This is a genomic window from Streptomyces cynarae (genome assembly GCF_025642135.1).
GTDB classification, from domain to species: domain Bacteria; phylum Actinomycetota; class Actinomycetes; order Streptomycetales; family Streptomycetaceae; genus Streptomyces; species Streptomyces cynarae.
The window spans coordinates 14,738-38,603 of record NZ_CP106793.1; the positions used below are offsets into that span (position 1 = coordinate 14,738).

The 23,866-nt window shown below is 68.0% G+C and carries 24 protein-coding genes and 3 pseudogenes; 14 read left to right on the forward strand and 13 right to left on the reverse strand.

What is annotated here, in order from left to right:
* Nucleotides 1-186 precede the first annotated feature (186 nt).
* From N8I84_RS42615 to N8I84_RS00055, 3 genes are all read left to right on the forward strand, one after another.
* Complete coding sequence (locus tag N8I84_RS42615) at nt 187-453, forward strand: transposase (protein WP_313884337.1); 267 nt, start codon at nt 187-189, stop codon at nt 451-453.
* 353 nt (nt 454-806) lie between these two features.
* Nucleotides 807-1,169 carry a DUF488 domain-containing protein gene (locus tag N8I84_RS00050; protein WP_263227197.1) on the forward strand — a complete coding sequence of 121 codons (363 nt, stop codon included), beginning with the start codon at nt 807-809 and terminating at the stop codon, nt 1,167-1,169.
* Nucleotides 1,170-1,230: 61 nt separating this feature from the next.
* Nucleotides 1,231-1,638, forward strand: coding sequence for an STAS domain-containing protein (locus N8I84_RS00055; RefSeq protein ID WP_263227199.1), 408 nt, complete (start codon nt 1,231-1,233; stop codon nt 1,636-1,638).
* Nucleotides 1,639-1,737: 99 nt separating this feature from the next.
* Here N8I84_RS00055 and N8I84_RS00060 read toward each other — a convergent pair whose 3' ends face one another.
* Nucleotides 1,738-3,072 (reverse strand): PP2C family protein-serine/threonine phosphatase, encoded by a 1,335-nt coding sequence (locus tag N8I84_RS00060; RefSeq protein ID WP_263227200.1) that lies wholly within the window; start codon nt 3,070-3,072, stop codon nt 1,738-1,740.
* Between the two features lie 252 nt (nt 3,073-3,324).
* Here N8I84_RS00060 and N8I84_RS00065 point away from each other — a divergent pair, with 252 nt between their 5' ends.
* Nucleotides 3,325-3,657 carry a cupin domain-containing protein gene (locus tag N8I84_RS00065; protein WP_263227203.1) on the forward strand — a complete coding sequence of 111 codons (333 nt, stop codon included), beginning with the start codon at nt 3,325-3,327 and terminating at the stop codon, nt 3,655-3,657.
* A 303-nt stretch (nt 3,658-3,960) separates the two neighbouring features.
* On the opposite strand, the pseudogene N8I84_RS00070 reads toward N8I84_RS00065, so the two are convergent.
* The 6 genes and pseudogenes from N8I84_RS00070 to N8I84_RS00100 form a co-directional block, all read right to left on the reverse strand.
* Nucleotides 3,961-5,248 (reverse strand): annotated as a pseudogene (locus N8I84_RS00070) (IS256 family transposase).
* Nucleotides 5,249-5,426: 178 nt separating this feature from the next.
* Nucleotides 5,427-5,726, reverse strand: a complete 300-nt coding sequence (locus N8I84_RS00075; RefSeq protein ID WP_263227205.1) for a hypothetical protein — start codon at nt 5,724-5,726, stop codon at nt 5,427-5,429.
* Between the two features lie 298 nt (nt 5,727-6,024).
* The gene (locus tag N8I84_RS00080; protein ID WP_263227207.1) at nt 6,025-6,867 is read right to left on the reverse strand and encodes a maleylpyruvate isomerase family mycothiol-dependent enzyme; all 843 of its coding nucleotides are present in this window, start codon (nt 6,865-6,867) and stop codon (nt 6,025-6,027) included.
* A 77-nt stretch (nt 6,868-6,944) separates the two neighbouring features.
* Nucleotides 6,945-8,014, reverse strand: a protein-coding gene (locus N8I84_RS43375; RefSeq protein ID WP_449334050.1) for an IS630 family transposase whose coding sequence is annotated in 2 segments (ribosomal slippage) — nt 6,945-7,561 and nt 7,561-8,014 — 1,071 coding nt in all. Because the reading frame shifts where the segments join, the coding sequence is not laid out codon by codon here.
* A gap of 53 nt (nt 8,015-8,067) precedes the next feature.
* Nucleotides 8,068-8,160 (reverse strand): annotated as a pseudogene (locus tag N8I84_RS00095) (IS5/IS1182 family transposase); the annotation flags it as partial.
* Between the two features lie 253 nt (nt 8,161-8,413).
* Nucleotides 8,414-9,418, reverse strand: coding sequence for a hypothetical protein (locus N8I84_RS00100; protein ID WP_263227213.1), 1,005 nt, complete (start codon nt 9,416-9,418; stop codon nt 8,414-8,416).
* Nucleotides 9,419-9,610: 192 nt separating this feature from the next.
* Here N8I84_RS00100 and N8I84_RS00105 point away from each other — a divergent pair, with 192 nt between their 5' ends.
* Entirely contained in the window at nt 9,611-9,757 is a 147-nt protein-coding gene (locus N8I84_RS00105) for a hypothetical protein (RefSeq protein ID WP_263227215.1), read from the forward strand.
* A 302-nt stretch (nt 9,758-10,059) separates the two neighbouring features.
* Here N8I84_RS00105 and N8I84_RS00115 read toward each other — a convergent pair whose 3' ends face one another.
* From N8I84_RS00115 to N8I84_RS00125, 3 genes are all read right to left on the reverse strand, one after another.
* Nucleotides 10,060-10,431, reverse strand: a complete 372-nt coding sequence (locus tag N8I84_RS00115) for a fic family toxin-antitoxin system, toxin component (RefSeq protein WP_263227216.1) — start codon at nt 10,429-10,431, stop codon at nt 10,060-10,062.
* Nucleotides 10,428-10,676: a hypothetical protein gene (locus N8I84_RS00120; protein WP_263227218.1), complete on the reverse strand. Its 249-nt coding sequence runs from the start codon at nt 10,674-10,676 to the stop codon at nt 10,428-10,430. The genes N8I84_RS00115 and N8I84_RS00120 overlap by 4 nt, the downstream gene beginning before the upstream one ends.
* A gap of 260 nt (nt 10,677-10,936) precedes the next feature.
* Entirely contained in the window at nt 10,937-12,259 is a 1,323-nt protein-coding gene (locus N8I84_RS00125; protein ID WP_263227219.1) for an MATE family efflux transporter, read from the reverse strand.
* 96 nt (nt 12,260-12,355) lie between these two features.
* Between N8I84_RS00125 and N8I84_RS00130 the strand changes: the two genes are divergently transcribed.
* Nucleotides 12,356-12,889, forward strand: coding sequence for a PadR family transcriptional regulator (locus N8I84_RS00130; RefSeq protein ID WP_263227221.1), 534 nt, complete (start codon nt 12,356-12,358; stop codon nt 12,887-12,889).
* A 489-nt stretch (nt 12,890-13,378) separates the two neighbouring features.
* A complete protein-coding gene (locus N8I84_RS00135) occupies nt 13,379-13,942 on the forward strand; it encodes a CbrC family protein (RefSeq protein ID WP_263227223.1) in 564 nt (187 codons plus the stop codon).
* A 7-nt stretch (nt 13,943-13,949) separates the two neighbouring features.
* Here the strand turns inward: N8I84_RS00135 and N8I84_RS00140 are convergent.
* Nucleotides 13,950-14,588: pseudogene (locus N8I84_RS00140) on the reverse strand (NF041680 family putative transposase); the annotation flags it as partial.
* A gap of 322 nt (nt 14,589-14,910) precedes the next feature.
* Between N8I84_RS00140 and N8I84_RS42620 the strand changes: the two are divergent.
* From N8I84_RS42620 to N8I84_RS00160, 3 genes are read left to right on the forward strand one after another with little or no spacing between them, the layout of a single operon-like run.
* Entirely contained in the window at nt 14,911-15,483 is a 573-nt protein-coding gene (locus tag N8I84_RS42620; RefSeq protein WP_313884218.1) for a tyrosine-type recombinase/integrase, read from the forward strand.
* Nucleotides 15,480-17,654 (forward strand): tyrosine-type recombinase/integrase, encoded by a 2,175-nt coding sequence (locus N8I84_RS00155; RefSeq protein WP_263227225.1) that lies wholly within the window; start codon nt 15,480-15,482, stop codon nt 17,652-17,654. Before N8I84_RS42620 ends, N8I84_RS00155 begins: the two co-directional genes overlap by 4 nt.
* Entirely contained in the window at nt 17,651-18,058 is a 408-nt protein-coding gene (locus N8I84_RS00160; RefSeq protein ID WP_263227227.1) for a DUF6262 family protein, read from the forward strand. The genes N8I84_RS00155 and N8I84_RS00160 overlap by 4 nt, the downstream gene beginning before the upstream one ends.
* Before the next feature lie 111 nt (nt 18,059-18,169).
* Here N8I84_RS00160 and N8I84_RS00165 read toward each other — a convergent pair whose 3' ends face one another.
* Nucleotides 18,170-18,736, reverse strand: coding sequence for a DUF6817 domain-containing protein (locus N8I84_RS00165; protein WP_263227229.1), 567 nt, complete (start codon nt 18,734-18,736; stop codon nt 18,170-18,172).
* 179 nt (nt 18,737-18,915) lie between these two features.
* Between N8I84_RS00165 and N8I84_RS00170 the strand changes: the two genes are divergently transcribed.
* Nucleotides 18,916-19,860, forward strand: coding sequence for a LysR family transcriptional regulator (locus N8I84_RS00170; protein ID WP_263227231.1), 945 nt, complete (start codon nt 18,916-18,918; stop codon nt 19,858-19,860).
* 9 nt (nt 19,861-19,869) lie between these two features.
* Complete coding sequence (locus tag N8I84_RS00175) at nt 19,870-20,700, forward strand: 2,3,4,5-tetrahydropyridine-2,6-dicarboxylate N-succinyltransferase (protein WP_263227232.1); 831 nt, start codon at nt 19,870-19,872, stop codon at nt 20,698-20,700.
* 110 nt (nt 20,701-20,810) lie between these two features.
* Here N8I84_RS00175 and N8I84_RS00180 read toward each other — a convergent pair whose 3' ends face one another.
* On the reverse strand, nt 20,811-21,002 hold the full coding sequence (locus N8I84_RS00180; RefSeq protein ID WP_263235048.1) for a hypothetical protein: 192 nt from the start codon (nt 21,000-21,002) through the stop codon (nt 20,811-20,813).
* A gap of 290 nt (nt 21,003-21,292) precedes the next feature.
* On the opposite strand from N8I84_RS00180, the gene N8I84_RS00185 reads away from it, so the two are divergent.
* Together N8I84_RS00185 and N8I84_RS00190 are read left to right on the forward strand one after the other, a co-directional pair.
* Nucleotides 21,293-23,008 carry an FG-GAP repeat domain-containing protein gene (locus tag N8I84_RS00185; protein ID WP_263227234.1) on the forward strand — a complete coding sequence of 572 codons (1,716 nt, stop codon included), beginning with the start codon at nt 21,293-21,295 and terminating at the stop codon, nt 23,006-23,008.
* 318 nt (nt 23,009-23,326) lie between these two features.
* Nucleotides 23,327-23,617: a hypothetical protein gene (locus tag N8I84_RS00190; RefSeq protein ID WP_263227236.1), complete on the forward strand. Its 291-nt coding sequence runs from the start codon at nt 23,327-23,329 to the stop codon at nt 23,615-23,617.
* The last annotated feature ends 249 nt before the right edge of the window (nt 23,618-23,866 follow it).

Below are 23,866 nucleotides of genomic sequence, written 5' to 3' on the forward strand. Positions count from 1 at the left end.
GCATTTCACCGACGCCCTGGGCTTCTCGGAGTCCACGTAGTGGCGGCGAACGTCCAGGACCGCGACGGAGCGAGGCACCCACTCTTGTGGACTCGCCTCGCCCACCCAGGCGTGCCGAAGATCTGGGCCGACCAGGGCTTCTCCGGCCGCCTGGTCGATTGAGCGGCCCAGACTCTTGGCCGTGAACTGGAGATCGTCCGCAAGGATCCCGATCAGCGCGGCTTCCGGGTCCAGCCGAAGCGGTGGGCTGTCGAGCGCACCTTCTCATGGCTGACCGCCCACCGGCGCCTGGCCAGGGACTACGAGGCCAGCCCGGCACGATCGGAGACCATGATCCGCTGGGCGATGATCGGCCTCATGGTGCGCCGGCTCACCCGCTGCCGTCCCACCACCCGGCCCGGCCCGAAACCATTGATTCAGCTGAGGCCACTCGAGGGTGCTGTTCGAACGTGACCAGTGGCACTGCCGACCCAGCGGGAGGCGGGGATCGGCGTGGTCGCAGTGGCTCACTCGGTGGTTGGAGGAGCGGGTGAGTCGGCCGCTTTAGTGCTCTCTCCTGTCAGGCAAGATCGCGGCGAGGGCGGCGGCCAGCGGGGTCGTCTGAGCCGGACTGGGCACACCACGTGCGCCTGCCCACAATCTCCGGTCCCGTATCAAGATCACCGCGTGCGTCACAATGCAGGCCTGTTGCGGATTCGGCTCTCGATAAAATGAATGAGCCATAGACGTACGCCTGCGCAGCAGGGGAACGGGCCCACATCCGCACTCGCAGGCGGGTCGGCCGACCGATCTGGAAGGGCACCGTCATGGTCAGACAGATCGCCTACCGCAGGGTCTACGAGGAGACCTCGCCGCAGGATGGCAAGCGCGTACTCGTGGACCGGGTCTGGCCCCGGGGCATGCGCAAGGAGAGTGCGCATCTGGACGAGTGGCTGCGTGACATCGCGCCGTCGAGCGAACTGCGCAAGTGGTACGGCCATGAGCCCAGCCGCTTCGCCGAGTTCCGTCGCCGCTACTTGGCGGAACTGCGCGATGCTGGGCACCGCGAGGCAGCCGGGCAACTGCGTGACCTTGCTGGGCACGACAAGCTCGTGCTGCTGACAGCCACCAAGGACGTGGACCACAGCCAGGCCGCCGTCCTCGCCGAATGGCTCACCAAGAAACGCTGACGAACACGCGGGACGCCGACTATGCGGCTGACGCCGTCCGGAGACGTGAAGAAGGGTGGCCATGCGAACGAACATCATCCGGAACGAGAGCATGATGGCCAGCTACGACCTTGTGAACGGCTGGACCGTTGTCGAGGTCGACGGTGATCTGGACGCCCACACCTCTCCCTTGATCCGTGAAGCGGTGATCAAGCTCCTCGAGGACGGACATCGCCATTTCATCCTCGACCTGGGCTTCGTCCCCTTCATGGATTCGATGGGGCTGGGCGTGATCGTGGCGGTCACAAAACGCATCCGTGAACATGAAGGCTCGCTGCGTATCGCGTCCGTCTCTGGCCGAATTCTCAAGCTCTTCGACCTCAGCGGCATGCGTGAGAGCTACGAGATCTGCCACTCGTCGGAGGAGGCGACGCGATCTGCTCCTTCACGCGGCAGTCTCGTGCACTGGCCACATCCGTCGTCCAGCTGAGAAACCGCTTCTCCGATTCCGACGGCCATGGATTCCCTGCGCGTCCCAGAGCTCTGGATGAGCCACCCGAACGCGAGGGGGGCGCAGAGGCCGGCCGACTCATCGGGCTGAACCGTCCGGGGTGCGCAGGGCGAGGACGGCGACGTCGTCGTCGAATACCTGCCGGCTTTGGGCGATCAGGGCGTCGCACAGCTCTTCCAGCGGGGCCCTGGCTAGGCGGGCGGCGTGCTCGGCCAGGTCGTCCAGCCCCGTGTCGATGTCCTGGCCGCGGCGCTCGACCAGCCCGTCGGTGAACAGCAACAGGGTGGCGCCCGGCGGAAGTGGGTGCGCGTGGTTGAACCGTGGGACGGACGCGTCGATGCCCACCGGGATCCCGTGCCGGGCGGGCGCCAGGTAGCAGGTGCTGCCGTCCGGCCCGATCTGCAGTGGAGGCGGGTGCCCGGCGTTGCTCCAGCCGAAGGTGTATCCCTCAGGGGTCCGTTCGAGGCGGCCGAACACCAGGGTGGCGGTCGGCGGGTCCTCGAACATCGTCAGGGTGTGGTCCAGGCGCGACACAACCAGACCGGGCGGCCCGCACCGGTCGAAGGCGAGGGCCCGCAGCATGTTGCGGATCTGGCCCATCAGCGGGGCGGCCTCGACGTCGTGGCCGGTCACGTCGCCCACCACCACACACGTCGCACCGTCGGGCAGGACCATGGCGTCGTACCAGTCCCCGCCCAGCCTGGGCAGCTCGGATGCGGGCTCGTACCGGGCCGCTGCCTCCAGCGGCTCCAGGTTCGGAAGGACGGGCAGCATACGGCGCTGGAAGTGCTCGGCGGCGCGTTTAAGGTGCTCATACAGACGGGCGTTCTCGATGCTGACGCCCGCGGCGCTGGCAAGCGCGGTCAGCAGGTGCTCGTCATCGTCGTTGAAGGGTGTGCCGTCCGTCTTGTCGGCGAGGTAGAGGTCGCCGTAGACGGTCCCGCGCACCATGAGGGGAACGCCCAGCAGGGTCCGCATGACCGGGTGCCCGGCGGGGAAACCTGCAGAACGAGGGTGCGCGGCCGCGTCCGCCACCCGCAACGGCTGCCGGTCGTCCACCATGGTGTGCAGCAGGCCATGGCCCTGGGGCAGGCCCATCGCAGCGCACAGGTGCGGATCATCGATACCAACCGTGATCAGGTCAGTTACCTTGCCGCTCTCCGAGAGCACGCCCAGGGCGGCGTAGCGAGCTCCGACGAGATGAGCGGCCGCTTCGACGATGCGGTGCAGCACGGTGCGGGTGTCCATGTCGCCGCTCATCGCCACGACCGTGCCGAGCAGCTGACGCAGCCGTTGTGGATCGAGGACGAGCGGCGATGCATGAGCGGTCGCTCCGTCCCGGGCCGCTTGCCGCGCCTCGCCGACCGAAAAGGCTCCGGACTGCGGACTGTCGTTGGACGGATCGTGCACCATGGTGAGATTCCTCCCGGCGCCGCCCGACGCCGTCGTCACCGCGCTTTCCCTGTCACCCTACGCGCTCACCCAACCAGGGGCAGGCCTCCGCGACACGGTGTGAGACACGGCGGTCAGCCTGTCGGCCGGTACGGTGCTCCTTCGGCCTCCTCGGCCGACCCACCCCGCCCAGCGCAGTCCCGGAGACGGCACCAGCGGACGCCACCGACGCCGCAGCAGCGTCCTCTTCTGACAGGGAAAGGACACACCACCATGCAGAAACTCTCTCTCGACGCCCGGGTCCGCGAACACCTGGAACGGGCTGCCGCGTCCTCCGCCGGCCGCAGCGCCGAGACCGTCTACGGCGGCCACGAACACGTCCTCCGTCAGACCCTGATGGCACTGCGCTCCGGCACCACTTTGGCCGAGCACGGAAACCCCGGCGAGGCAACAGTGCTGGTCCTGCGTGGCCGAGTACGGCTGAGCAGTGGGGACGACGTGTGGGAGGGCATGGCCGGGGACCTGCTCCTCGTGCCGCCCTCCCGGCACAGCCTGGAGGCCCTCGAAGACGCGGCCGTACTGCTGACCGTCGCCAAGCCCCCCTGATCCGCTCGCCCCCGCTCCACCGCTTTCCGCAGCCGATGCGGGGACGGAGTCCGTCGAACCCGCGACCCGGCAGCACGCTCACGTACGGCGGCCCTGCAGGCGGGCTGCTGCTCCCGTTCAGCTGCGCGCCCGCGTGGGCGTTGAGCCGAGCCACACAGCCTGACCGGCCAGGACGACAGCTCCGGGTCTCCGCCCGTCGAGCCGCCCCTTGACCTGGTTCAACGGTGCGCCACTGGGCCCTCCGTCGTCGGAGGCCCTCCCTTCGGGACTGTCAAACGAGTGGTGTAACTGCGGTAGTTGAGGTTACTGACGGGCCGCCGACAGGCGGCCGTCGAAGGTGATATCGAAAGCGTTCAGGGCGGTCTTCCAGCGCATGGTCCAGCGGGCCTGCCCCTTGCCGGTGGGATCGAGCGACATGATCGCCATGTAGACACACTTCAGGGCGGCCTGCTCGTTGGGGAAGTGTCCACGGGCCTTGACCGCCCGGCGGATGCGGGCGTTGACGGACTCGATTGCGTTCGTCGTGCAGACGATGCGGCGGATCTCGGTGTCGAACCGCAGGAACGGAGTGAACTCCTCCCAGGCGTTCTCCCACAGTTTCACGATCGCCGGATACTTTCTGCCCCAGGAATCGGCGAACTCGGCGAACCGCTCCAGGGCGGCCTCTTCGGTGCGAGCGGTGTAGACGGGCTTGAGTAGCTTGGCGATCTTGTCCCAGTCCTGGCGGGCGGCATAGCGGAAGGAGTTCCGCAGCAGATGCACAACACAGGTCTGCACGATCGTCCGTGGCCAGACGGTCTCCACCGCTTCGGGCAGCCCTTGAGCCCGTCGCAGACCAGCATGAGCACGTCGCTGACGCCGCGGTTCTTGATCTCCGTAAGGATGTGCAGCCAGTGCTTGGCGCCCTCGCCGCCGTCGCCGGCCCACAACCCGAGAATCTCCCGCCGGCCCTCAGCGGTGACGGCCAGGGCCACATAGACGGGCCGGTTGGCGACCGCGCCGTCGCGGATTTTCACGTGGATGGCGTCGATGAAGACGACCGGATAGACGGCGTCGAGCGGGCGGCCCTGCCATTCGGCCATGCCCTCGAGCACCTTGTCGGTGATGGTGGAGATGGTCTGGCGGGAGACCTCGGCTCCGTAGACCTCGGCCAGGTGGGCCTGAACCTCGCCGGTGGTCAAACCCTTCGCGGCGAGTGAGATGACCACCTCGTCGACGCTGGTCAGGCGCTTCTGCCGCTTCTTGACGATCTTCGGTTCGAAGGAGCCGTCGCGGTCACGGGGCACGGTTATCTCAACCGGGCCCACGTCGGTCAGCACCGTCTTGGAGCGTTTGCCGTTGCGGGAGTTGCCGCCTTGCCGGCCGCATCGTGCTTGTCATAGCCGAGGTGGTCGGTTGTCTCGCCCTCGAGGGCAGACTCCAGCAGCCGCTTGGTCAGTTGCTGCAGCAGCCCGCCCTCGCCGGTCAGCTGCAGGCCCTCGGCCTGGGCCCGGTGCACCAGCTCGTCGATCAACTGGTCGTCCACGGCCTTCGCCGACACCGCCTCTGCCGACTCGACAGACTCGGGATCGGTCACGTTCTCACTGGTCATCGATGCATCTTCCATGATCGGGAGTTACACCGAACGTCTTACAGTCCCCTTCCTGCCAGCGCTCCGTCCAAGTGGGCAACGCGAGCGGTCAGGAGAAACTGATCAAGCTCGGAACCGTGCTGTACACCAGCGCCGTCCTGCGGCGTGCCGTGGTCGACGGCATGAAGCAGGTTGCCGCTCAGCAGGGCTGACGCCCCTGCGCTTCGCCTCCAGGTGGCTCGGCGGGCACGCCCTGGTGCTCGGTCGCGGGGTGGTCGCGGCCGAATCGGAGGAACACCGGGCCGGCCGGGCCGTGCTGGCGCAGGTTCCGCAGTCCGGTCGCGACGATCGGGGTCTTCCCGTCGTAGAGGTAGTAGCCGCCGCGCTGCCGCTGCTCCTCCCACAGGTACCGGGTGAGCTCGATCAGGCGCGAAACGGTCCTGTTCGGGTCGCGGGCGCCGATGTGGTTGAACACCAGCAGGACAGGTGGGTGCGGCACGTCACCGGGCCTGCCCGCGGGAACCGGCTGCTCCCTCGATCACCGCCCACCGAAGGGCGGCCCGAAGCGAAGGAGCCACCGCACGGGGTTGTAGCGGCGACAGTCTCGTCGCTTGATTCCTTGCCGCCTTCACGTGACCTTCGGCGATTTCTACAGGCTGTCAAGTCGCCTGGTCACTGTGTCGAGTGTCGGCCAAGGAGGACCCGCGCGCAGCAACTGAAGTTGAATGCGTGATGTCGGTGTCCATCGCTGGCGCTGTTGATGTCAGGCTCGGTGGAAGCCGGCGAGGCCGGCGTCGTCAGTAGATGATGGACACGATCTGGCACGCGGCTTCGGCGAGCCGACGATCTCCTTGCACATGGGCGTGAGACAGGGCATCCGCGGGATCGATGTTCCGCGTAGCCAATCGCCAGACGGTTTCTGTGTCCAGCACCACGGCTGCGGTTGGTCGGCCGCTCGGCGCTTCGGCCAGCGACCATCGGTCCGCAGTGGCAGTCGCCGTCCAAGTGCCGCCGGCGGTGCCCTTGGCGATCACCTGGACCTGCGCCCCGATTGGTGCTGACGTGCGCCGGAGCGTGTGGGGCAGGGCCCGCATGAAGGTATCGAGGACCACGGTCAGGGCACGCGGCTCCGGGTCGGTGTTGCGGCCGATGGCGTGGCGGATCTGCTGGCGGTGGGTCCAGTGCTCGGTGAACTCCCGGGCGATGTCCAGCCAGGCTGGCGCGGGGTCGACGCCTGCCCACGACACGCCTAGGGCGGCCGCGTCAAGATTGGCTGTGGCGAATCGCTGGGCGAGTTGGGTGCCTGCCGCTGCCAGGGCGTCGATGAGCGAAGCAGGGCTGTCGTCCGCGTGCAGGTCGACCCATTCCTGGTTCGTGCGGTGGATGAACGCCTCGACCGTCTCGCCATCGGCGAAGCCGTTCCGGTAGTCGTGGCCGAGGCGGCCGTAGTAGTCGCCGAGGAGGTGGGCGGCAACGTCGTGCACCGTCCAGCGCCCGGTTGCCGTCCTGCTCCAGTCGGAGGCAGTCAGGCCACGCAGCGTGTCGAGCAGCGACCTGAGTTCCGGACCGAACAGTGCACGCGCGTCGATCGGGTTACCCAGCCAAGAAGTGCCGGGCATGCCGTTGGACTCGGGACTCATGGCCACAGCCTGTCAGCCGGGAGCTGTGGCCTGCCATCGAATACTCCCGCCTGGGAGCGTCCGGGTGACCCAGTGCGTCAGCCGTCCGCGATCAGCTCGGTGGCGGCCAGGCAGGCGTCTACCAGATCGGGGCGGTACTGGATCTGCTTGAGCCGGCGCTTGACGGCCCCGGTGATCTGGGCGAGGTCAGCGGCGGCGAGGTTGCCGATCTCGCGTTTGACCAGTGACCAGATGCCCTCCTGTGGGTTGATGTCCGGCGCGTAGGCGGGCAGCTGGAAGACGGTGAGCCAATGTGCGTTCGCGGCGATGAACTCCCGCATGCCGGCAGTCAGGTGCAGGCGTGCGTTGTCCCATACCAGCACGATCGGGCCGCCGAGCTGGAGGCGGGCGCGCACCAGCAGGTTGCGCAGATCTTTCCAGCCGAAGCCCTTCGGCTCGTTTTTGCGGCCGTGGTACTCGCGTACCGCGTAGATCAGCCTGGAACACTGGCCGGGTTTGTAGCAGACCATCCCGGCCATCGACACCCGGCCCGAGCCCCGGCCGCGCACCCGCACCACGGGCGTCCGGCCGACCCGGCCCCAGGTCCTGGCGCGCGGCGGCGTCATCGACTGCCCGGCCTCGTCCTGGAAGACGATCCAGGCGCCGAGTGCCGCCGCCGTGCTCTTACCCGCGGCCAGACCTCCTTCTTCCGCAGCTCCAGCGCCGCATCGTCGCGCTCGATCGCCCGTCGGCAGGGCTGCTGCCAGGACCAGCCCTGCCGCTTCAGCAGCCGCCAGGTGCCCTCCAGGGTGTAGGAGACGTGGAACAGCCGACCGATCAGCGTCTTCACCCGCGCCAGCGTCCACCGCTGATCTGACCACCCGTGCGCCAGCGGCCCGCGCTCCAACCCCCGCTCCAGCCCCGCAAACTCCATCTCACTGAGCTTGGGTCGGCCCGGTGAGCCCAGCGACAACAAGCCGGTCTCGCCGCGCTCGCGCCAGGCCCGGCGCCACCGTTCAACCGACCGCTCGCTCACCCGTAACGCGGCCGCGACCTCGCGGTTCTTCTCCCCGCGCTCGAAGCGTTCCACGACCTGCAGCCTGATCCGCTCCCGCGCGGCCCTTTCGGCGTCCGTCAAGCCGCCGGCCTGCGCATACCTCGCGACCAGAGGGCTACCGGCACCGACCACCCCGCGTCAGGCGAACCGACCCGACATCACCCAATCAAGTTCAGCAGCTTTCGAAAGTCCCGCGAGCGCAGCCCAGTGAACGGGGGTATCCAGGACGGTTCCGCTGCCGTGATCACTCCAGCCACAGCGGGATCTTCTCAGGGCGAACTACGCCCTGACCGCTCACATGGCCAGCGATCGCGTATGAGGCCCACAGGACGTCGAGGCGTCGGCGGGCGAGAATCGCCTGCTTGTGGCTCTTTCCCTCAGAGCGCTTCGTTTGGCGGGGAGCACACCAGCGAAAGCGCTCAGCGGCGAACCGTTGCTGGGATTTCGGCCAGCGTCTCTGGGATGTGGCCGATGTACCGCCGTCGCAGGCGGTACATCGCGTTCCACGGCTTATTCGCTCTCGACCTGTGCCCTGTTGATAGCGGCTTGAAGTTGAAGCCAGGTTGGATCTGTTGCGCTGGCCGTGGTCACCGTTGCCAGATCGTCTGCTTCCCATGTGCGGGTTCCGTCGGTCAGGACAAGGTGCGTCTCCAGGTCGTCGCCGTCGTCCGGAATCTCGGCGGTGGCCTCCAAGAATGCTATGACTGCAGCCCTGGAGATGTCCTTGCTTGTGGTGCAGGTCTGGGTGGAGCCGGAGAGCACGGACAAGAGCACCAGTTCTCCCCCACTGCCGGCAACGAGAAGCTCGCCGGTCGCCGTGGCGGCCAGCGCGGACAGGCCGGACCCGGTCAGCACATCGTGCTCGACCGCTTGCCGGGTTTCGAGGTTCACCTCGACCAGCGCCCCCGCGGGCGTTGCGATCCACAGCACGCCCGGTTGCGATCCGAAGGCGATGTTGTGACGCGACCAGGCTTGCACCTGGTCAAGCCACTCCTGCGGGTACGGATAACCAGGGCTGGGGTCGCCGAGGGTTGTGGCCAGAACCCGGTGCAACGAAGGAAACTCGAAAACCTCCACTGAGTTGTCGTACGCGTTGCCACGGATCGCGATATGACGTCCGTCTGCGCTGAAGAGCGGAGTCTCGTAGCCGTCGCAGTCCAGGATCAGCGCCCGGCGGAGCGGCCGCATCACGCCAGGCACGGACCCCTGATCGACGCGCGCGAAAAGGCAGTGCGTGGCCCCCTGGTCGCTGGCGAGCGTGGCAACAAGTCCGCCCCCGGGATGCTCCGCGACTCCTGTGTCCCACGGGGGTCCGGCACTGATGGTTCCGGAGGCAAGGTCAAGGACGTCCGAGCTCTCCCACCCGCCGCCTTCGTCGCGAAACGACGGTGAACCCCACAGCGTCTGCCCGTCCGGGTTGAAAGCCAGATTGCGGTAGGAGGCCCTGGCCAGAGCACCTTCCGGTTGGGAGACCCCAGCAGGAGTCCATTGCCGCAGTCCGTCTTCCCCTGCCACGACAAGGAGTGGCTGGTCCGGATGCCACGCCACAGCGGGCGTCCGCTCGGCCCGCTCCCACCCAAAGGCGTCTCCATAGGCGTTCGACGTGAGGCCCACGGAGCCGAGTGCGTGTAGCTGTCCCGCGCCGCAGTCCCAGATGTGAACTGCCGGACGCTCGGAGTCCGAGCAGGCCACCAGTGGAAGCCGCGGATGGCATCTCAGCTGTTCAAAAAAGCGCCCGGCGCCAACCAGCCCACGTGCCACTACTTCAAGATCAGTCACCCCAGCACCGTAGTTCTCGCCGGCCTGCGCGGCGAGGCCTTCACGGGCATGCGTTCTCGCGCGGCGCAGACGTGAGCGCCGGCCCTGCCAACTCAATCGCTCACTGGCCAACTGAGAGACCATCTCAATTGGCGGTCTGGCTCATTGGTGCAGGTGGGTCAGGGCCCCTTCGTTCGCGGGGTAGGGACGTTCGCGGGGTAGCAGTTGCTGTGCGGCGTCGAGCTCGCCGTCCCGTACACGCGCGTGGATGGTGTGGGCGAGCGATGTGACGCTAGGCGGCCGCCAGGCCCGTTGACTCCGCGAATGGCATTCCGTTACCTGACGAGCCGCAGTCCGTCGGTAGCCATCGAGCCCCAGGGCGACCGCATGCTGTCAGTTCATGGTTTCCAGGTACGCAGGAAAGAGGCGATCCGGGCAACGGTGCAGCGCGGATTGTTCAGCTCGTGCGCGAGTGCGGTGAGCTGTTCGCGGGTGGGGTTGACGGGGATGTTGCTGGCTTCCAGGTACATGACGGCGACGGCGCAGGCGACGGTGAGGTTCGAGCGCTCCAGCCATCGGCAGCGGCCCAAGGTGTGCACAAGCGCGGCGGCCCGCGCGTAGGGGCCGTCGTAGACGGGGTGATCGAGGAGCTCGCCGCGGTGGCGGGCGACTGCGGCGATAGGTACACCGTAGTCGTCGGCGGCGGGGTCGCGGTGGCCGGATCGCTCGGCCACCTCCAGGATCCAGGACTCGTCGATGTGCAGGATCACGCGGCCGCGCCCGGCTGGGCGTACGGGGCGTCGAGCTGCTGCTCCAGGTCGTCGAGGAAGGCACCGTGTTCGTCGATGAGACGCTGTGCGGCGGCCATGCCGGCGGCGCGTGCGCCGGTGGTGTCCTCGATGATGAGGCGCTCGACGTAGCGGTTGAAGTCCAGGCCGCGCGCGGCTGCGGCGTCCTTGCCGGCGGCGAGCACGTCGGGTTCGAGCCGGACCTGTGTCTGCTTCTTGGAGGCCATGCCTTGATGGTAGCAGGGTGGTAGCAGGTGTGTCAGGATCCGTGACCTTGACCTCGGCCAGGGTCCTTCCGCTTTCGAACGGCCGCTGCCATCTCAGGGTGGTCCGCTTGAGCAGACGGGTCACCGGAGCGGACGGTGCCCCCAGCAATGACGGGCATCGACTGCCTCCCTATCCAGGTTCCCAGTGAGCTTCCGTCGCACGTGACCAAACGGAGAGCCGGCCACAACGCGAACGTCGTCGGACGCGAGCTCTTCAGACCTCAGCCGACCCGCGCCAATGAGACCCCGGTCTGCATCTGGCGCCGAGCCCGCCGCAGCAGCGCTGCGACGGCCGCGCACTGCACTGCCATGGCGAGCCCCAGCGCCAGGCAGACGCCGGGCAGGCCGAGGCCGGACAGGGCGTAGGCCAGGGGCAGTTGGACGGCGGTGCCGAGCAGGGTGATCCGAAGCAGTGCGGGGGCTCCCCCGCCACCCTCGAAGACTCCGCCGAGCGCGATGAAGCAGGCCATCAGCAGCAGGTAGGGGCCGATGCAGCGCAGGAACAGCACGCCCTGGTGGGCGACGTCAGGCCCGGCGCCGAAGGCGGCCATGATCCAGGGCGCGGTGACGGCGAACAGAGCGGTGGCCGCGAGCCCCAGTGTCCCGGAGAGGCGTACTGCCTGCCGGCCGATGTCCCGACGTGCGTCCTCGCCCGCGCCCTGGGTGTGCGCGGTGTGGATCGCGGCTGCCTGCCGTACCGCGTAGAAGGCCATGGTGGCGACATACATCACCTTGTAGGCGATGGCGTAGGCGGCCACCGCCGTGACGCCAAGCCGGGCGACGATCGCGACCAGTACCAGCGCCCCTCCTTGCCGCACGGTGAAATCGGCGGACATGGGCAGCCCGGTGGTGAGCGTGCGGTGCAGGGCGGCGGGGAGCGGGTCGGCGGGACGGGCCTGGGCGGCCGTCCGCAACAGCGCGTTGCGGCGCAGGGTGCGCAGGCCCACCGCGAGGGCCGCGCAGCGGCACAGCACGGTGGAGGCGGCAGCGCCCCGGACGCCGTAGAGGTGGATGAGGAGCGGGTCGCACAGCAGGATCAGCCCGTTGGTCAGGAGGGCGAGCCGCAAGGGCGTGCGAGTGTCGCCGGTGCCCTTGAGGATGCCGTCGACGAGCTGCTGGGCGAAAAAGACGGCCGTGCCGGGCAGGGAGATCACGAAGTAGGCGGTGGCCAACCGCAGGGACTCGGGGTCGGCGCTGCCGAGGACAAGCCGGGCCAGGGGCCCGCGCAACAGGAACCCGCCCACCGCGACGACCGGGCTGACCAGCCCGCACAGCGCCCAACCGCCGCGTACGGCGGCCCGTACGGCGGCCGGGTCGCGGGCGCCCCTGGCGTGCGCGACGAGCACGGTCGTACCGGAGGCGAAGACCAGGGCGACACCGAGCAGCACGTTCTCGGTGTTGGTGGCGACGGCCACGGCGGCGACGGCGGCACCGCCGAGCCGGGAGACCCAGACGGTGTTGACGATCCCGGATGCGACCGAGGCGAGGAGCGAGAAGTAGACGGGGTGGGCGAGCGATATGAGCTGTCTGCGGTGGGGGTTCACGTCCGGCCTCCTCGACCTCACCCAAAGAGCTACCTCGAATCGAGATAACTCGAAAGAGGTATCATGGTGTCCAGGTCACCGCAAGGAGGAGAAGGCGTGCTGGAGTTGTCGATCCTCGGCTTCCTCGCCGAGGCGCCGCTGCACGGTTACGAGCTGAAGGAGCGCATCAAGGCGCTGAGCGGGCACGTCCGCCCGGTCAGTGACGGCGCGCTGTACCCGGCCATCAACCGGCTCCTCGCCGCCGGGCTGCTCGACCAGCGCACGGAAGACGGCGCGAGCGCGGCCCCACGCCGGGTGCTGACCCTGACCGATGAAGGCCGCGCGGAGCTGCTGGCCCGCCTGCGCAAGCCCAAGCAGGCGGAGATCACCGACCATGTCCGGTTCAACACGGTCCTGGCCTTCCTGCGGCACCTGGGCGACCCCGCCGAGCAGGCCGCGGTGCTGCGCCGCCGCCTGGACTTCCTGGAGGCTCCGTCGAGTTTCTTCTACCGGGAGGGCGAGCCGGTGCGCGCGGAGGAGGCCGGGGACCTCTTCCGGGAAGGCATGTTGCGCGTCGCCCGGGCCACCGGGACGGCGGAGCGGAAATGGCTGCGCGAGGCCATCGACACGCTCAGCCGGACTGCGCCGTGACGTGCTCGCGCCGGCGTGCAAAGGAGGCCTCCGGCGTGGCCCCAAGCACCTTCTTCAGCGCCTCCTTGCCGCACCCGCCCGCTTCCCGTAGGTGCGCAGAGCCCACAGATACCCGATCCAGTCGGCGTAGCCCTCGGAGAGCTAGAGCAGGGTCGCGATCCAAATGCTGCTCGGTCTGCTTCTCCAGCCCCGAGCTGCTCACCCGCTGCACGCGTACGGCGTCGTCCTGTCCTGGTCGAGTCAGACGGCAGCGCCATCGACCTTGCTGAACTTCATGCCGCCGAGCGCAGCCGCCCACTCCCCCACGCCAATCCGTTACTGATCCATCACATGGTGCTTCACAAGTTCTGTATGATCTCGGCGCTCCATGAAGCACTTCTGAGCTTGCCGTTTAACCTCTGATCTTCGCGTGAGCGGGTGCTGCATTGCGGCTTGCGGCAAACGGATACCAGCTTCGCGGTGCCCGTTTCTGGTTGGGATAGTGGTCCCGTGGCAGAGCCGACCTTTCGATACCACCCTGATCCGCTGGCCTCCGGGTCCGCGTTGCGCACCGACCATGTCTGCAGTGTCTGTGGCATGGATCGACAGATCCGCTATCAAGGCCCTGTCTACGGTCGGCAACCTGATTCCCTCTGCCTTCACTGCATCCACTCCGGGGCAGCGTCACGGGCCCTAAGCATCTCAGGCGGAGGCGAAAGAGACTCCGACATGGCTGCGATGTTCAGCGATGCCGTTAACGTCCCAGACGACGTGCCTCTGTCGGTCGTCGAAGAAATCACCCGACGCACTCCCGGCTTTGCCAGTTGGCAGCAGGAGGCCTGGCTGTACCACTGTGGCGATGGCGCGGCCTTTCTCGGCCGAGCCGGGTATCGCGAGCTTGAGGCCCACCCAGAGGCCCTCGCCATGCTCCGTGAAGATCACCGTCGTTACGGCTGGTCGCCTGCAGATACCGAGCGGTTCTTGCGGAGGATGGACCGCACTGGCGAGCCGACCGCCTACCTGTTCCGCTGCTTGCACTGCAACACAAGCCTGGCTTCTTGGGACATCGGCTGACATCAGCTTATTCCGTGCCGTGATCACGGCCGTCGTTGGTCGTTCGCCGGGGCTTCGTTCCCTTCTTGTGGTGAGCGGGTCGGGTGTAGGACTCCCCGGTGGCGAGCACGCGTCCAATGTCATAGCGGGTGGCGGGCCGCTGGTTCCTCGAGCCATAGGGGCGGCCAGGGCCGGGTCGGGTGGGTTTTGGTGCACGGGCTGGCGTGCCCGTCTTCGCGTGCAGGTTCCTGAACCCCCGGCGGACCGGGCCGGGGTGAGCCTGTTCGGTTCCGCCAGCCGTTCCCACGGCCGGCGGAGATCTGCGGTGAGGGGATCGGCGAGGCGGAGTTGTGCGTGGGCGGCCAGGACGAGCCAGGTCCAGCGATCGGCCGCGGCAGAGTCCCGGAGCCTGGGCCGGGTCCAGCCGAGGGTCTGCTTGAGCAGGCAGGAAGGTGTGCTCGACGTCAAACCGTCGCAGAAATGCCTGCCAACACCGATCGACGTCCTCGGTGGTGACTCCAGTGCCCGACCACCACAGCCAGACCGGCCTGTTGACCCCGCCGCTGGGCAGCCTCGCCACGGTCAACCGGATCACGGTGCCCTCGATGACCGGCAACGGCCCGTCGTGGTTCCCGACCAGGTTCACCAGCCAGGCCGAGGTGTTCCGGGCGTAGCTGTCCCACCGCCGTCCGCAAGGCGATCCGCGGCACCGCGCTCGCCACCGAGGATGGCAGCCCACCGGAGGACACCGCACGCTGCCTCATGCACGCCCACTGCGCGCGACGACGCATCGGCGCGCGCACACCGGGACCAGCAGCTCTGCCTGCCCGTGAGCCCACGGGTTGCTTGAGCCGTGTGCCTGGAAAGCAGGCACACACGGTTCTGAGTTCAGCCGTCAGGGACCAGCCGTAGGCAGCCGCGAACGCCGAGGATTCCACCGGGAACTCGACGTCGAGACCGCCCTCGCCGCCGCCGAGACGGCGGCCCGCTTGCGCGACGCCACCGCCGCCGGCGAGAAGATCTCTGGCCCCGCCGCCAGACGAGCCATCGTCGGAGCAGCCTCCGCACCCCGCTTCGAAGGCGCCCTGACCACCCCGAAGGCCGCCACCAAGTTCCTCGCGCGCGACGGCCTCGTCCTCTTCGACAACCCGGACGCCTTCCTGATCTGTGCGTTCAAACGCGACACCGCCCTCTGCGAGCCGGAAGCGGAGGCCACGGCCCCCAACCAGTTCGACTGCCAGCTCGGCTGCGGCTACGCGGTCCGCACGACAGCCACGCACACAGGCCGGCCGCTGCGCCCGGAGACCGTCTACGACTGGATCGACGCCTTCAAACGTCGGCACCCTCTGCTGCCGGTCGCGTGGACGCCGCACTGGTTCCGGCACTCGCACGCGACGGCGCTGCTGCTGGCCGGGGTGCCCGAGCATGTGGTGCAGCGGCGGCTCGGGCACCGCGACATCCACACCCTGATGACGACGTACGCCCACGTCACCGAGGACGCGGCGATGCGAGCGGCGGCCGACTGGAAAGCTGTGGCCGTCCGCTGGGGAGCAGTGGCATGAGTGACTCTGCGGGCCATCGTCCCCGCCGCACCGCCCAGTCCGACCCGCGCCTCGGACACTGCCGCTTGTTCGACGCCGAGATCAACGCTCAGTTGGCCGCTGCTCTCCCGCTGGACGTCCGGCAGGCGTACTTCACCCGGGCGACGATGCCAGACCGCTGGCTGGAGGCGGTGCTGGAGAACCAGCCGTCCTATCGGGCACGCGAGAAGAGCGTGGCGATCGACCTGCGGGGCCTGCCTGCGAGCATGCTCACGGAGTTCGCCTGGTCCATCGAACGGCAGGTCCAGCTCGGCATGCGCATCCAGGCGCAGAACACCACGAAGCTGTCCCGCCAGATCGCTCTGGCGCTCACCGACCCCGCGTACGCACGGCTGTCGAGCCTGACCGATCTGCCGTACGAGGAATGGCTGCGCGCCATCCGCAAGGCCCGCATCCGGGTCGGCCAGCCGCTTGCGGCCAACCAGATGGCGATCGTCGGACGCATCCTGGCGCGTGCCATGGACTTGCTGGTGCACGTCTACCACCGCGGTCCATGGTGGAAGTTGAACGTGTGGAACCCCCTGCTGGACACCCGCATCCCGCTGCGTGAACACGAACCTAAGCGTCATAACCTGATCTACTTCAGCCACCTGACCACGCCCTGGCTACGCGAGGCGGCCAAGTGGTGGCTGTCGCGCCAGCTGGAACGCGGCGTCTACACCTGGAGCACAGTCTTCACCCGGCAGGTGAACCTGTGCTGGTTCCAGCGTTATCTCGACGTGGTGAGCTGTGACGGCCCGCACCTCGTCGACGACCCGAGGCGGCTCGGCCAGTGGGTTCAGGGCTTTCGGCAGTGGCTGAACCGGCAGCGGTGCACCGCTGGGGCGAACAAGGGGCGGCCGCTCGGGCAAATTCATCGCCGCGCCGCCATGACCGGGCTGGAGCAGCTGTACCGGTTCGTGTTCGAGGAGCGCGACGAGGCCGCCGAGGCCCTGGCCGAGGTCCGCTGGCGGCGCTTGGGGCCGCAGCATGCCGTGTTGTTCCGCTACGGCGACAAGCCCACCGGGCCGAAGGCGCCGCCGCCCGATGCACTCCTCAGCGACGCAGCGATCAGCCGCATCGCCAAGCAGAGCGGTCTGCTCGCCCAGCCCAAGACCGAGGGCGGATTCGCCGACGAGCAACTGGTCCGCATCGTCGGCCTGCTCATCAAGACCGGCAGACGGATCAGCGAAATCACCCTGCTGGACTTCGACCCGATCCTCGCGGTCCCCTTCCCCGACCCGGACGGCCACGTCGCACGGCTGCACTACCAGCAGACGAAGATCATCACCGAGGACAGCAACATCCCCATCGATCAGGAGACTCTCGATCTGATCCGTCGGCAACAGGCATACGCCCGCACCTTCATGACCGGGCAGAACCGGCCCGGTGTTGACCCCAAGTACCTGTTCCTGGCCGAGCGCAACAATCGCAACGGCGACCGCCCCTACCCGTCGACGACGGCCCGCCCGCGGCTGACAGACTTCGCCGCCGCCATCGACCTGCGCGACGACCAGGACCGTCTTATCAAGATCTCCAAGACCCACACCTTCCGGCACACCAAGGCCACCAGCCTGCTCAACGCCGGAGTCCCGCTGCACATAACCATGCGCTACATAGGGCACAGGACGCCGGCGATGTTCCTGCACTACGCCCGCACCCTGTCCGCCACCGCCGAGCAGGAGTTCCTGCGCTATCAGAAGATCACCGCCGACGGCCGGGCCTACGACCGTGACCCCCGGGAGATGTTCGAAGCCCTCGCCCTGGACCAGCGCACCGACCGGATCCTGCCCAACGGCTACTGCACCCTGCCGCCCCGACAAGCCTGCGACAAGGGCAACGCCTGTCTGTCCTGCACCAAGTTCGTCACCGACGCCACCTTCGCCGATGTACTCAAACAGCAGCGCGACGAGACGACGAACCTGATCGACTGCCGACAGCGGGCCCACGCGCAACGGTTCGGTGAGCCCATGACCGACGACAACATCTGGCTCCGTGGACGCACCGAGGAAGTCGCCGCCCTCGACGGCATCCTGCTCGCCATCGAACGCATCCGCCGCTTGGACGGCACCATCACAGCGGTCCGCGGCGCCGGCGCCCCACAACGACGTCTCTTCCCCGACCCCGCCGAGAACACCACGGACAGTGCATGAACCCAAGCACCGAGGCCCTGGCAACTGCCGCTCGCGAACGGCGGGAACGAGCCGAGAGCGCCGTCGAGAAGGCGCTGAGAGAAGCCCGCAAAGCCCGCACGCCGGTGAGCGTGACCTCGATCGCCAAGGCCGCCGGCGTGTCCACCGACTTCATCTACCGGCACCCCGTCCTGCGCCCGCAGGTCGAGGCCCTGCGCCGAGCACGCCGCGATAACGACCCCACCGGAGCCACCGGCCACCCCGACGCCGAGGCCGCTGCCAGCACACTGGTCCGCCGCCTCACCCAGCAACTGGCCACCGAGCGCCGCAAACACCGAGAAGAGGTGACACAGCTGCGAACCGCGCTGGAGACCGCCCACGGCGACCTACTCGCCCTGCGCCGCCAACTCGCAGACCGGCAGTGAGCCGGTGCAAAACGCCGTTTCCCGCTTCACTCGCACAAGGAGCAGCTGGTCTTCAGTGCCCCCAAGCCACCGGTACGGCTCCCACGAAGGGGCGCCTCTCCTGTGCCTGCTTCAGTCCTGCGGACGGGATTCTGGGACAAGAACGGCGCGGCAGGTGGACCAGGCTGCGTCATTCAGCAGCGGGCGGAAGCGGGTGAACAGAGCGAGGAGTTCAGCTCCCCACTTCTCGCGGAAGGACGGGTCGATGCGGGCGAGATCGAGTTCGTTGGCGGCAGTCAATGCGGCCAAGTCCTGGCGCAGTTGAGACTCAGGAACATAGGCACGTCCGGTGAATCGGTCACGGAAAGTGGCGCCGGCATCCGCGAGCTTCGGATAGGTGGCCTTCCGGTCGCATGACGCGTAGAGATACACGATCGCTTCGGCCTCCCCGCCGATCACCGCCGCGAGTTCAGTGCGGCGATCCAGGGCCAGCAGAGCAGTGGGGAAGCCGTCGGTGCCATAGGACGCGTGGCACAGGCCCGCGAGCTGGAGGGTGGGGCGGGCACCCCATTCAGCGAGTTGTTCTTGGACGCGCTGGAGATGCGCGAGAAGAGTACCGCCGGGATGAGCGACGTCCGCGGCACCGAGTTCGCTCAGGAGCGCGACGGCGCGGCCGGCGGCAGGAGGGGAAGCGGACACGAGACGGGATCCTTCCGTTGCTCGGGTCGGCACCCGTCCGTGCCTTCGCCTGGGGTCCGGACCTCGCGAAGACGCCGGACGGGTTGCCGCCCAGGGCCCTGCGCTGATCATCGCGAGGAGTAGTAACCCCAGTCAATCCTATGGATTTCTATCTATGCCCAAGCTGTAGCTTGGGTCTTATGACTTTGGACGACCTACGCGTTTTCGTGGCCGTGTGCCGGGCAGGCAGCCTCAGCGCCGTCGCCCGGGAGCTGGCCTGCACACAGTCCGCGGTCAGCCAGCATGTGAAACGGCTGGAACGGGAGACCGGCATGACTCTTCTGGAGCGCCAAGCGCGAGGTGTCGTGCCCACCCATGCAGGGCATGTCTTGTGCGACGCTGCCGCCGATGGCATCGCCGGTCTGGACCTGGCCCTACGGCGCCTCGGAGATCTGGTCAGCGGCGACAGCGGCTCTGTGCGCGTGACCACGGGCGGAACGACCGTACGACACTTCATGTCCGAGGCCATCGTCGCCTTCCGGCAGCACTACCCGAAGGTGAACCTGGAGTTCCAGACGGAGACCTCCAGCCGCAGTTGCTTCGACGCCCTCGTTGCCGACAGCCTGGACCTCGCCTGGGTCACCATCGGCAGCCCGGTGCGGGGCATCGAGCAGCGCACAGTCGTCGAACTGCCCTGGGTGCTGGCCGTCCGCGCCGACGATCCGCTTGCCGGCCGCACTCGCATCGGCGTGGCCGATCTCGCCGGCATCAGCCTGATCCGGCTGCCGCAGAACTCCACCTCAGGCGCCCGCCTCGATGCCGCCTTCGCCGAACGGGGCATCCGAAGCAGTTCCGACACCAGCGTGGCCGACTGGGACACCGCCCTCCTGCTGGCCGAACTCGGCCTCGGCCACGCCGTCGTTCCCGCTCTGCCCGGCTGGCCGGTACCCGGCAACGACGGCCCTCTCCGTCTTGTCCCCCTCCCCGACCTGCCACCGCTGCCGGTCGGTTGGGCTGTACGCCGCTGGGACGCCCTCACCCCGCTCGCCCGGATCTTCGCCGACAGCGTCGCCAGAAGCTGTACGGAGAAGGGTGTAGATGCGCACTGTCAGCGGCAACCCGGCTCGGCCGGCACTGATCAGTAGGCTCAGCCCATGAGCCTTGACAGCCCCATCTCCCCTGATATCGACGAACTGTGGGAGCACCGAGCGACACTTACTCCTGACGACCAGGACGCACGCGCCACCGTTGTCGACGCCGTAAACCTGCTGGACAACGGAACAGCACGGGTGGCATCTGTCGATCCGGACACCGACGAGGTAGTGGTCGACCAGCGGGCCAAGCGCGCCATCCTGTTGTCTTTCAGAGTGCTGGAGATGACCGAGAGCACCGTCGGTGGGTTCCACCATCACGACCGGATGCCGCTCAAAGAACGTTTCGACGGCGTACGCGTCGTCCCTGGCGCGATCGCCCGATGGGGAAGCTACCTGGCCCCCGGCGTGATACTCATGCCATCCTTCGTCAACATCGGCGGCTACGTGGACACCGGATCGATGGTGGACACCTGGGCCACGGTCGGATCCGCCGCCCAGATCGGGCGCAACGTCCACCTGGCGGGCGGCGCAGGCATCGGCGGCGTCCTGGAACCGCCCAACGCCGCACCCGTGGTCATCGAGGACGACGCGTTCATCGGTTCAAGGTCGATGATCGTCGAAAGCGCACGGGTCCGCAGGGGAGCCAAACTCGGCGCCGGCGTGATCCTCACCAAGTCAACCCGTGTCTTTGACGCCGAGACCGGCGATGAACTGCCGCGCGGTGAGGCCCCGGCCTGGTCGGTGTGCGTCAGCTCAACCCGGATGAAGAAGTTCCCCGGCGGCGAATTCGGCATGCCCTGCCTGCTCGTCCTCAAGCGCCTGCCCGAAGGCAGCGGTCACGACAAGCTCGCGCTCAACGACATTCTCCGAGACCACGGCATCGCCAGCTGATTCCCCGAGGAACCAACACATTTACCTTCCTGGTAGGCAGACTGCTACTGGCTAGTGCCACTCGTGAACGTCAGCGGCATACCGCTGACGTTCAGAACACCTGCTTCTTGTCACTGCACCGCAACGACGCCGGATAAGAGATGGTCATATTCGGCGTCCCCGAGTCGGCCTGTGTAGCCGTAGGAGGCCGCGTTCAGCTTCTTCTCCTTGCTGGTGAGCGAGACGGGTGGCCGGATCCCCTTCGTGTAGCCGCCTGGGCGGCAGATCGTCGATCCAGGACAGTCCCACGTCTGGTCCAACACCGACTGGGGACCCAACAGCCAGTACCTGGTCGCGGGCGACTTCAACGGAGACGGCAAAGCAGACCTGGGCTTCTACTACGATTACGTCGCTCAAGCCCCGGCTCTGTTCACGCTGACGGCCGACGCCAGCGGCGACGGCGGCGTCGCCTCCCCCGTACTCCGCTCCACAGGCCTGTAACGGCCGCGCCCGGTGTGGGCCCGGCCCGGCATGTCACCGCCCCCGCCCCACACTGGGCACCTTCGCTACGCCAGCATCACCCGCTGTTCCCAGAGGATTCAGGAGAAGCTTCGTGTCCAGCCAGCGACGCATGCGCGCCGCCCTCGTCAGTGCCATAGCGATCGCCGCCGGTCTCACCACCGGACCCGCTGTCGCCGATACCAGCCCCTCAGTGACCGCCAGCCTCCCGCAGAGCATCGACATCGCCGACGCTCCAGGCGACATGACCGTGACGGTCACCAATCCGCCCGCCACCGACGCCTTCATCCGGCTCTACTTCCCCGGCGGCACCACCGGCCTGACTATCACCGACTCGAACGGCACCGTGCTGCCTGCCACCCCGGTGACCGGGGACACCACCGCCACCTACGTGGACGTGGACCGGGCCGACAGCAACAACAACGGTGTCCCCGGCGCCCCACTTCAAGCCGGCGACATCACCCTGCACATCTCCGCCGCCTATCCCGCCAACGGCGCTGAGATACAAGCCGAGCTCATCGACGGGGCAACCGGCCACACCCTCTACGTGGCGACACGTCCCGTCCCGACGATCACGGTCAATGAACCCGGACTTCGCCACGCCACCGAACTGGACTCCAACCCCTACCCGCTCATGCAAGGCGCACCGGCCGACTACCCACTCGACGTCAAGCTCCCCATGCTCGCGCCGCCCGCCGAGACCCGCACCACGCTGACCTTCTCAGCCGCCCAACTCGCCTCCGGCGGTTACACCGCCGCCCAGGTCGCCGCCAACCTCCACGCCACCTGCTCCGCCGACGGCAACCCCGCCACCGCGTGCACGTGGACGCAGAACGCCGACGGCTCGCTGACACTGTCCTACCCCGAGGCAGCCACCCTCTTCCCCACCAGCGGCACCGCCCACGTCCCGCTCGACCTCACCCTCAACCCGTACTACTGGCTGCACGCCGGCACCCTCGCCGGAACACTGACGATGCGCAACGCGGGGGGAGCCGTGCTCGCCACCGCACCCCAGTCCTTCCAGATCAGCGGCGGCTGGCCGCCGGACAGCCTGGTGTGGGACCTGCTCGGCCGGGACAGCAGCGGCACCCTGTGGCGCTACCACGGCACCGGCCAGCCCTCCTCGCTCTTCGGCGGACGGGACAAGATCGGCACGGGCTGGGGCCAGTACAACGCCATCACCAGCCTCGCCGGGCAACGCGGCGACGGCACCGGCGACCTCGTGGCCCGCGACACCTCTGGGGTGCTCTGGCTCTACCCGGGCTCGGGCAACGAGGCTGCCCCGTTGAAGACGCGCGTGCGGCTCGGCTCCGGCTGGAACGTGTACACCATGCTCGTCGGCGCCGACGACGTCACCGGAGACGGTCACCCCGACCTGCTCGCCCGCGACTCCTCCGGCGTCCTGTGGCTCTACCAGGGGACCGGCCAGGCCGCTCCCGCGTTCAAGCCGCGCGTCCGCATCGGCTCCGGCTGGAACACCTACACCATGCTCGTCGGCGCCGGCGACCTCACCGGAGACGGCCACCCCGACCTGCTGGCGCGCGACACCTCCGGCGTCCTGTGGCTCTACACCGGCACCGGGAACACCAGCCCGCTGTACAACCCCCGTATCCGGCTCGGCTCCGGCTGGAACACCTACAGCGCGCTCGTCGGGGTCCGCGACGTCACCGACGACGGCCACCCCGACCTCCTCGCCCGCGACCACAACGGCGTGCTCTGGCTCTACACCGGAACCGGAGGATCCAACCCCCTCTTCGAGCCGCGCACCCGCACCGGCTCCGGCTGGAACGAATACAACTCCCTCTCCTAGTCCCGCTCCGCGTCCCCGCCTTGCCCTGGCGCACAGGCCGAGGCGGGGACGCGGCCAACCACCAACCGCACGGCGGGCGGAACAACCGCGATCGGCTACGTTCGACTCCCGGCCGCCTCGCTGATCATCACCCCAGGCGTTATTCGACGACCCTGCCACCCACCACCGGCAGGCGGGCGGGTACTGCCACACGTAGCCGTCCGCCCGAGGACGTGGCCCGCACCATCCGCCTGCAGGCGGCCGGGCCTTCATGTTTGATTGCCGCATCGACAGCGGCGCGGTCCTCAGCTCATCACATCGAACCAGGAGTGAAAATCCATGCACGGCTCTCTGGCGGCCGACCTCGCGGCCCAAGCACAGGACTCTCCACCTGCGGGTGGTCTCGCCGCATTGGGTGCGTTCATCGTTCTCGCGGGCTGCTGCTTCCTCGTCATGGCCCGGCGGTGGAAGAAGATGGAGGACGAGCCTCGCATCGGCCGCCTGTTCGCCGGACCGCGCCTCGCGGCAGCCCGCACTGCCTATCTTGTCGTGGGCTGGAGCGGCGTGGCGTTCGGGGCGTTCGTGTTGTTGGCCGCTGTTGCGGTGGCCGCTGCTGGCAAGACCGGCTGACACGAACGAGGAACCGTAGGCCATCAGTGCCGATGCTGAGCAGCCTCATCCGCACCCGCCCCGATGAACCTCGCCACCCAGCGCACCGTTCAGACCGTCGACCGGCGTGCCGTGCGTGACGAGGACATCCTTATCTGATCTTTTCGTTAGTTCTGTGGGCGTGATGGGCTTGTTGGCGGGATCCTGGTGTCGTGTCTTTTAAGCCTTCGCCTGTTGCCTCCGAGCCTGTCGTTCCTCCTTTGACGCGGC

What these genes read in the sequence shown, in the direction of transcription:
- N8I84_RS00175 (WP_263227232.1), top strand. Translation starts at nt 19,870, where the DNA reads ATGAGCCTTGACAGCCCCATCTCCCCTGATATCGACGAACTGTGGGAG.
- N8I84_RS00190 (WP_263227236.1), top strand. Translation starts at nt 23,327, where the DNA reads ATGCACGGCTCTCTGGCGGCCGACCTCGCGGCCCAAGCACAGGACTCT.
- N8I84_RS00080 (WP_263227207.1), bottom strand. Translation starts at nt 6,867, where the DNA reads ATGAGTCCCGAGTCCAACGGCATGCCCGGCACTTCTTGGCTGGGTAAC.
- N8I84_RS00120 (WP_263227218.1), bottom strand. Translation starts at nt 10,676, where the DNA reads ATGGCCTCCAAGAAGCAGACACAGGTCCGGCTCGAACCCGACGTGCTC.
- N8I84_RS00160 (WP_263227227.1), top strand. Translation starts at nt 17,651, where the DNA reads ATGAACCCAAGCACCGAGGCCCTGGCAACTGCCGCTCGCGAACGGCGG.
- N8I84_RS00050 (WP_263227197.1), top strand. Translation starts at nt 807, where the DNA reads ATGGTCAGACAGATCGCCTACCGCAGGGTCTACGAGGAGACCTCGCCG.
- N8I84_RS00105 (WP_263227215.1), top strand. Translation starts at nt 9,611, where the DNA reads ATGGCATCTCAGCTGTTCAAAAAAGCGCCCGGCGCCAACCAGCCCACG.
- N8I84_RS00055 (WP_263227199.1), top strand. Translation starts at nt 1,231, where the DNA reads ATGCGAACGAACATCATCCGGAACGAGAGCATGATGGCCAGCTACGAC.
- N8I84_RS00060 (WP_263227200.1), bottom strand. Translation starts at nt 3,072, where the DNA reads ATGGTGCACGATCCGTCCAACGACAGTCCGCAGTCCGGAGCCTTTTCG.
- N8I84_RS00065 (WP_263227203.1), top strand. Translation starts at nt 3,325, where the DNA reads ATGCAGAAACTCTCTCTCGACGCCCGGGTCCGCGAACACCTGGAACGG.
- N8I84_RS00155 (WP_263227225.1), top strand. Translation starts at nt 15,480, where the DNA reads ATGAGTGACTCTGCGGGCCATCGTCCCCGCCGCACCGCCCAGTCCGAC.
- N8I84_RS00170 (WP_263227231.1), top strand. Translation starts at nt 18,916, where the DNA reads ATGACTTTGGACGACCTACGCGTTTTCGTGGCCGTGTGCCGGGCAGGC.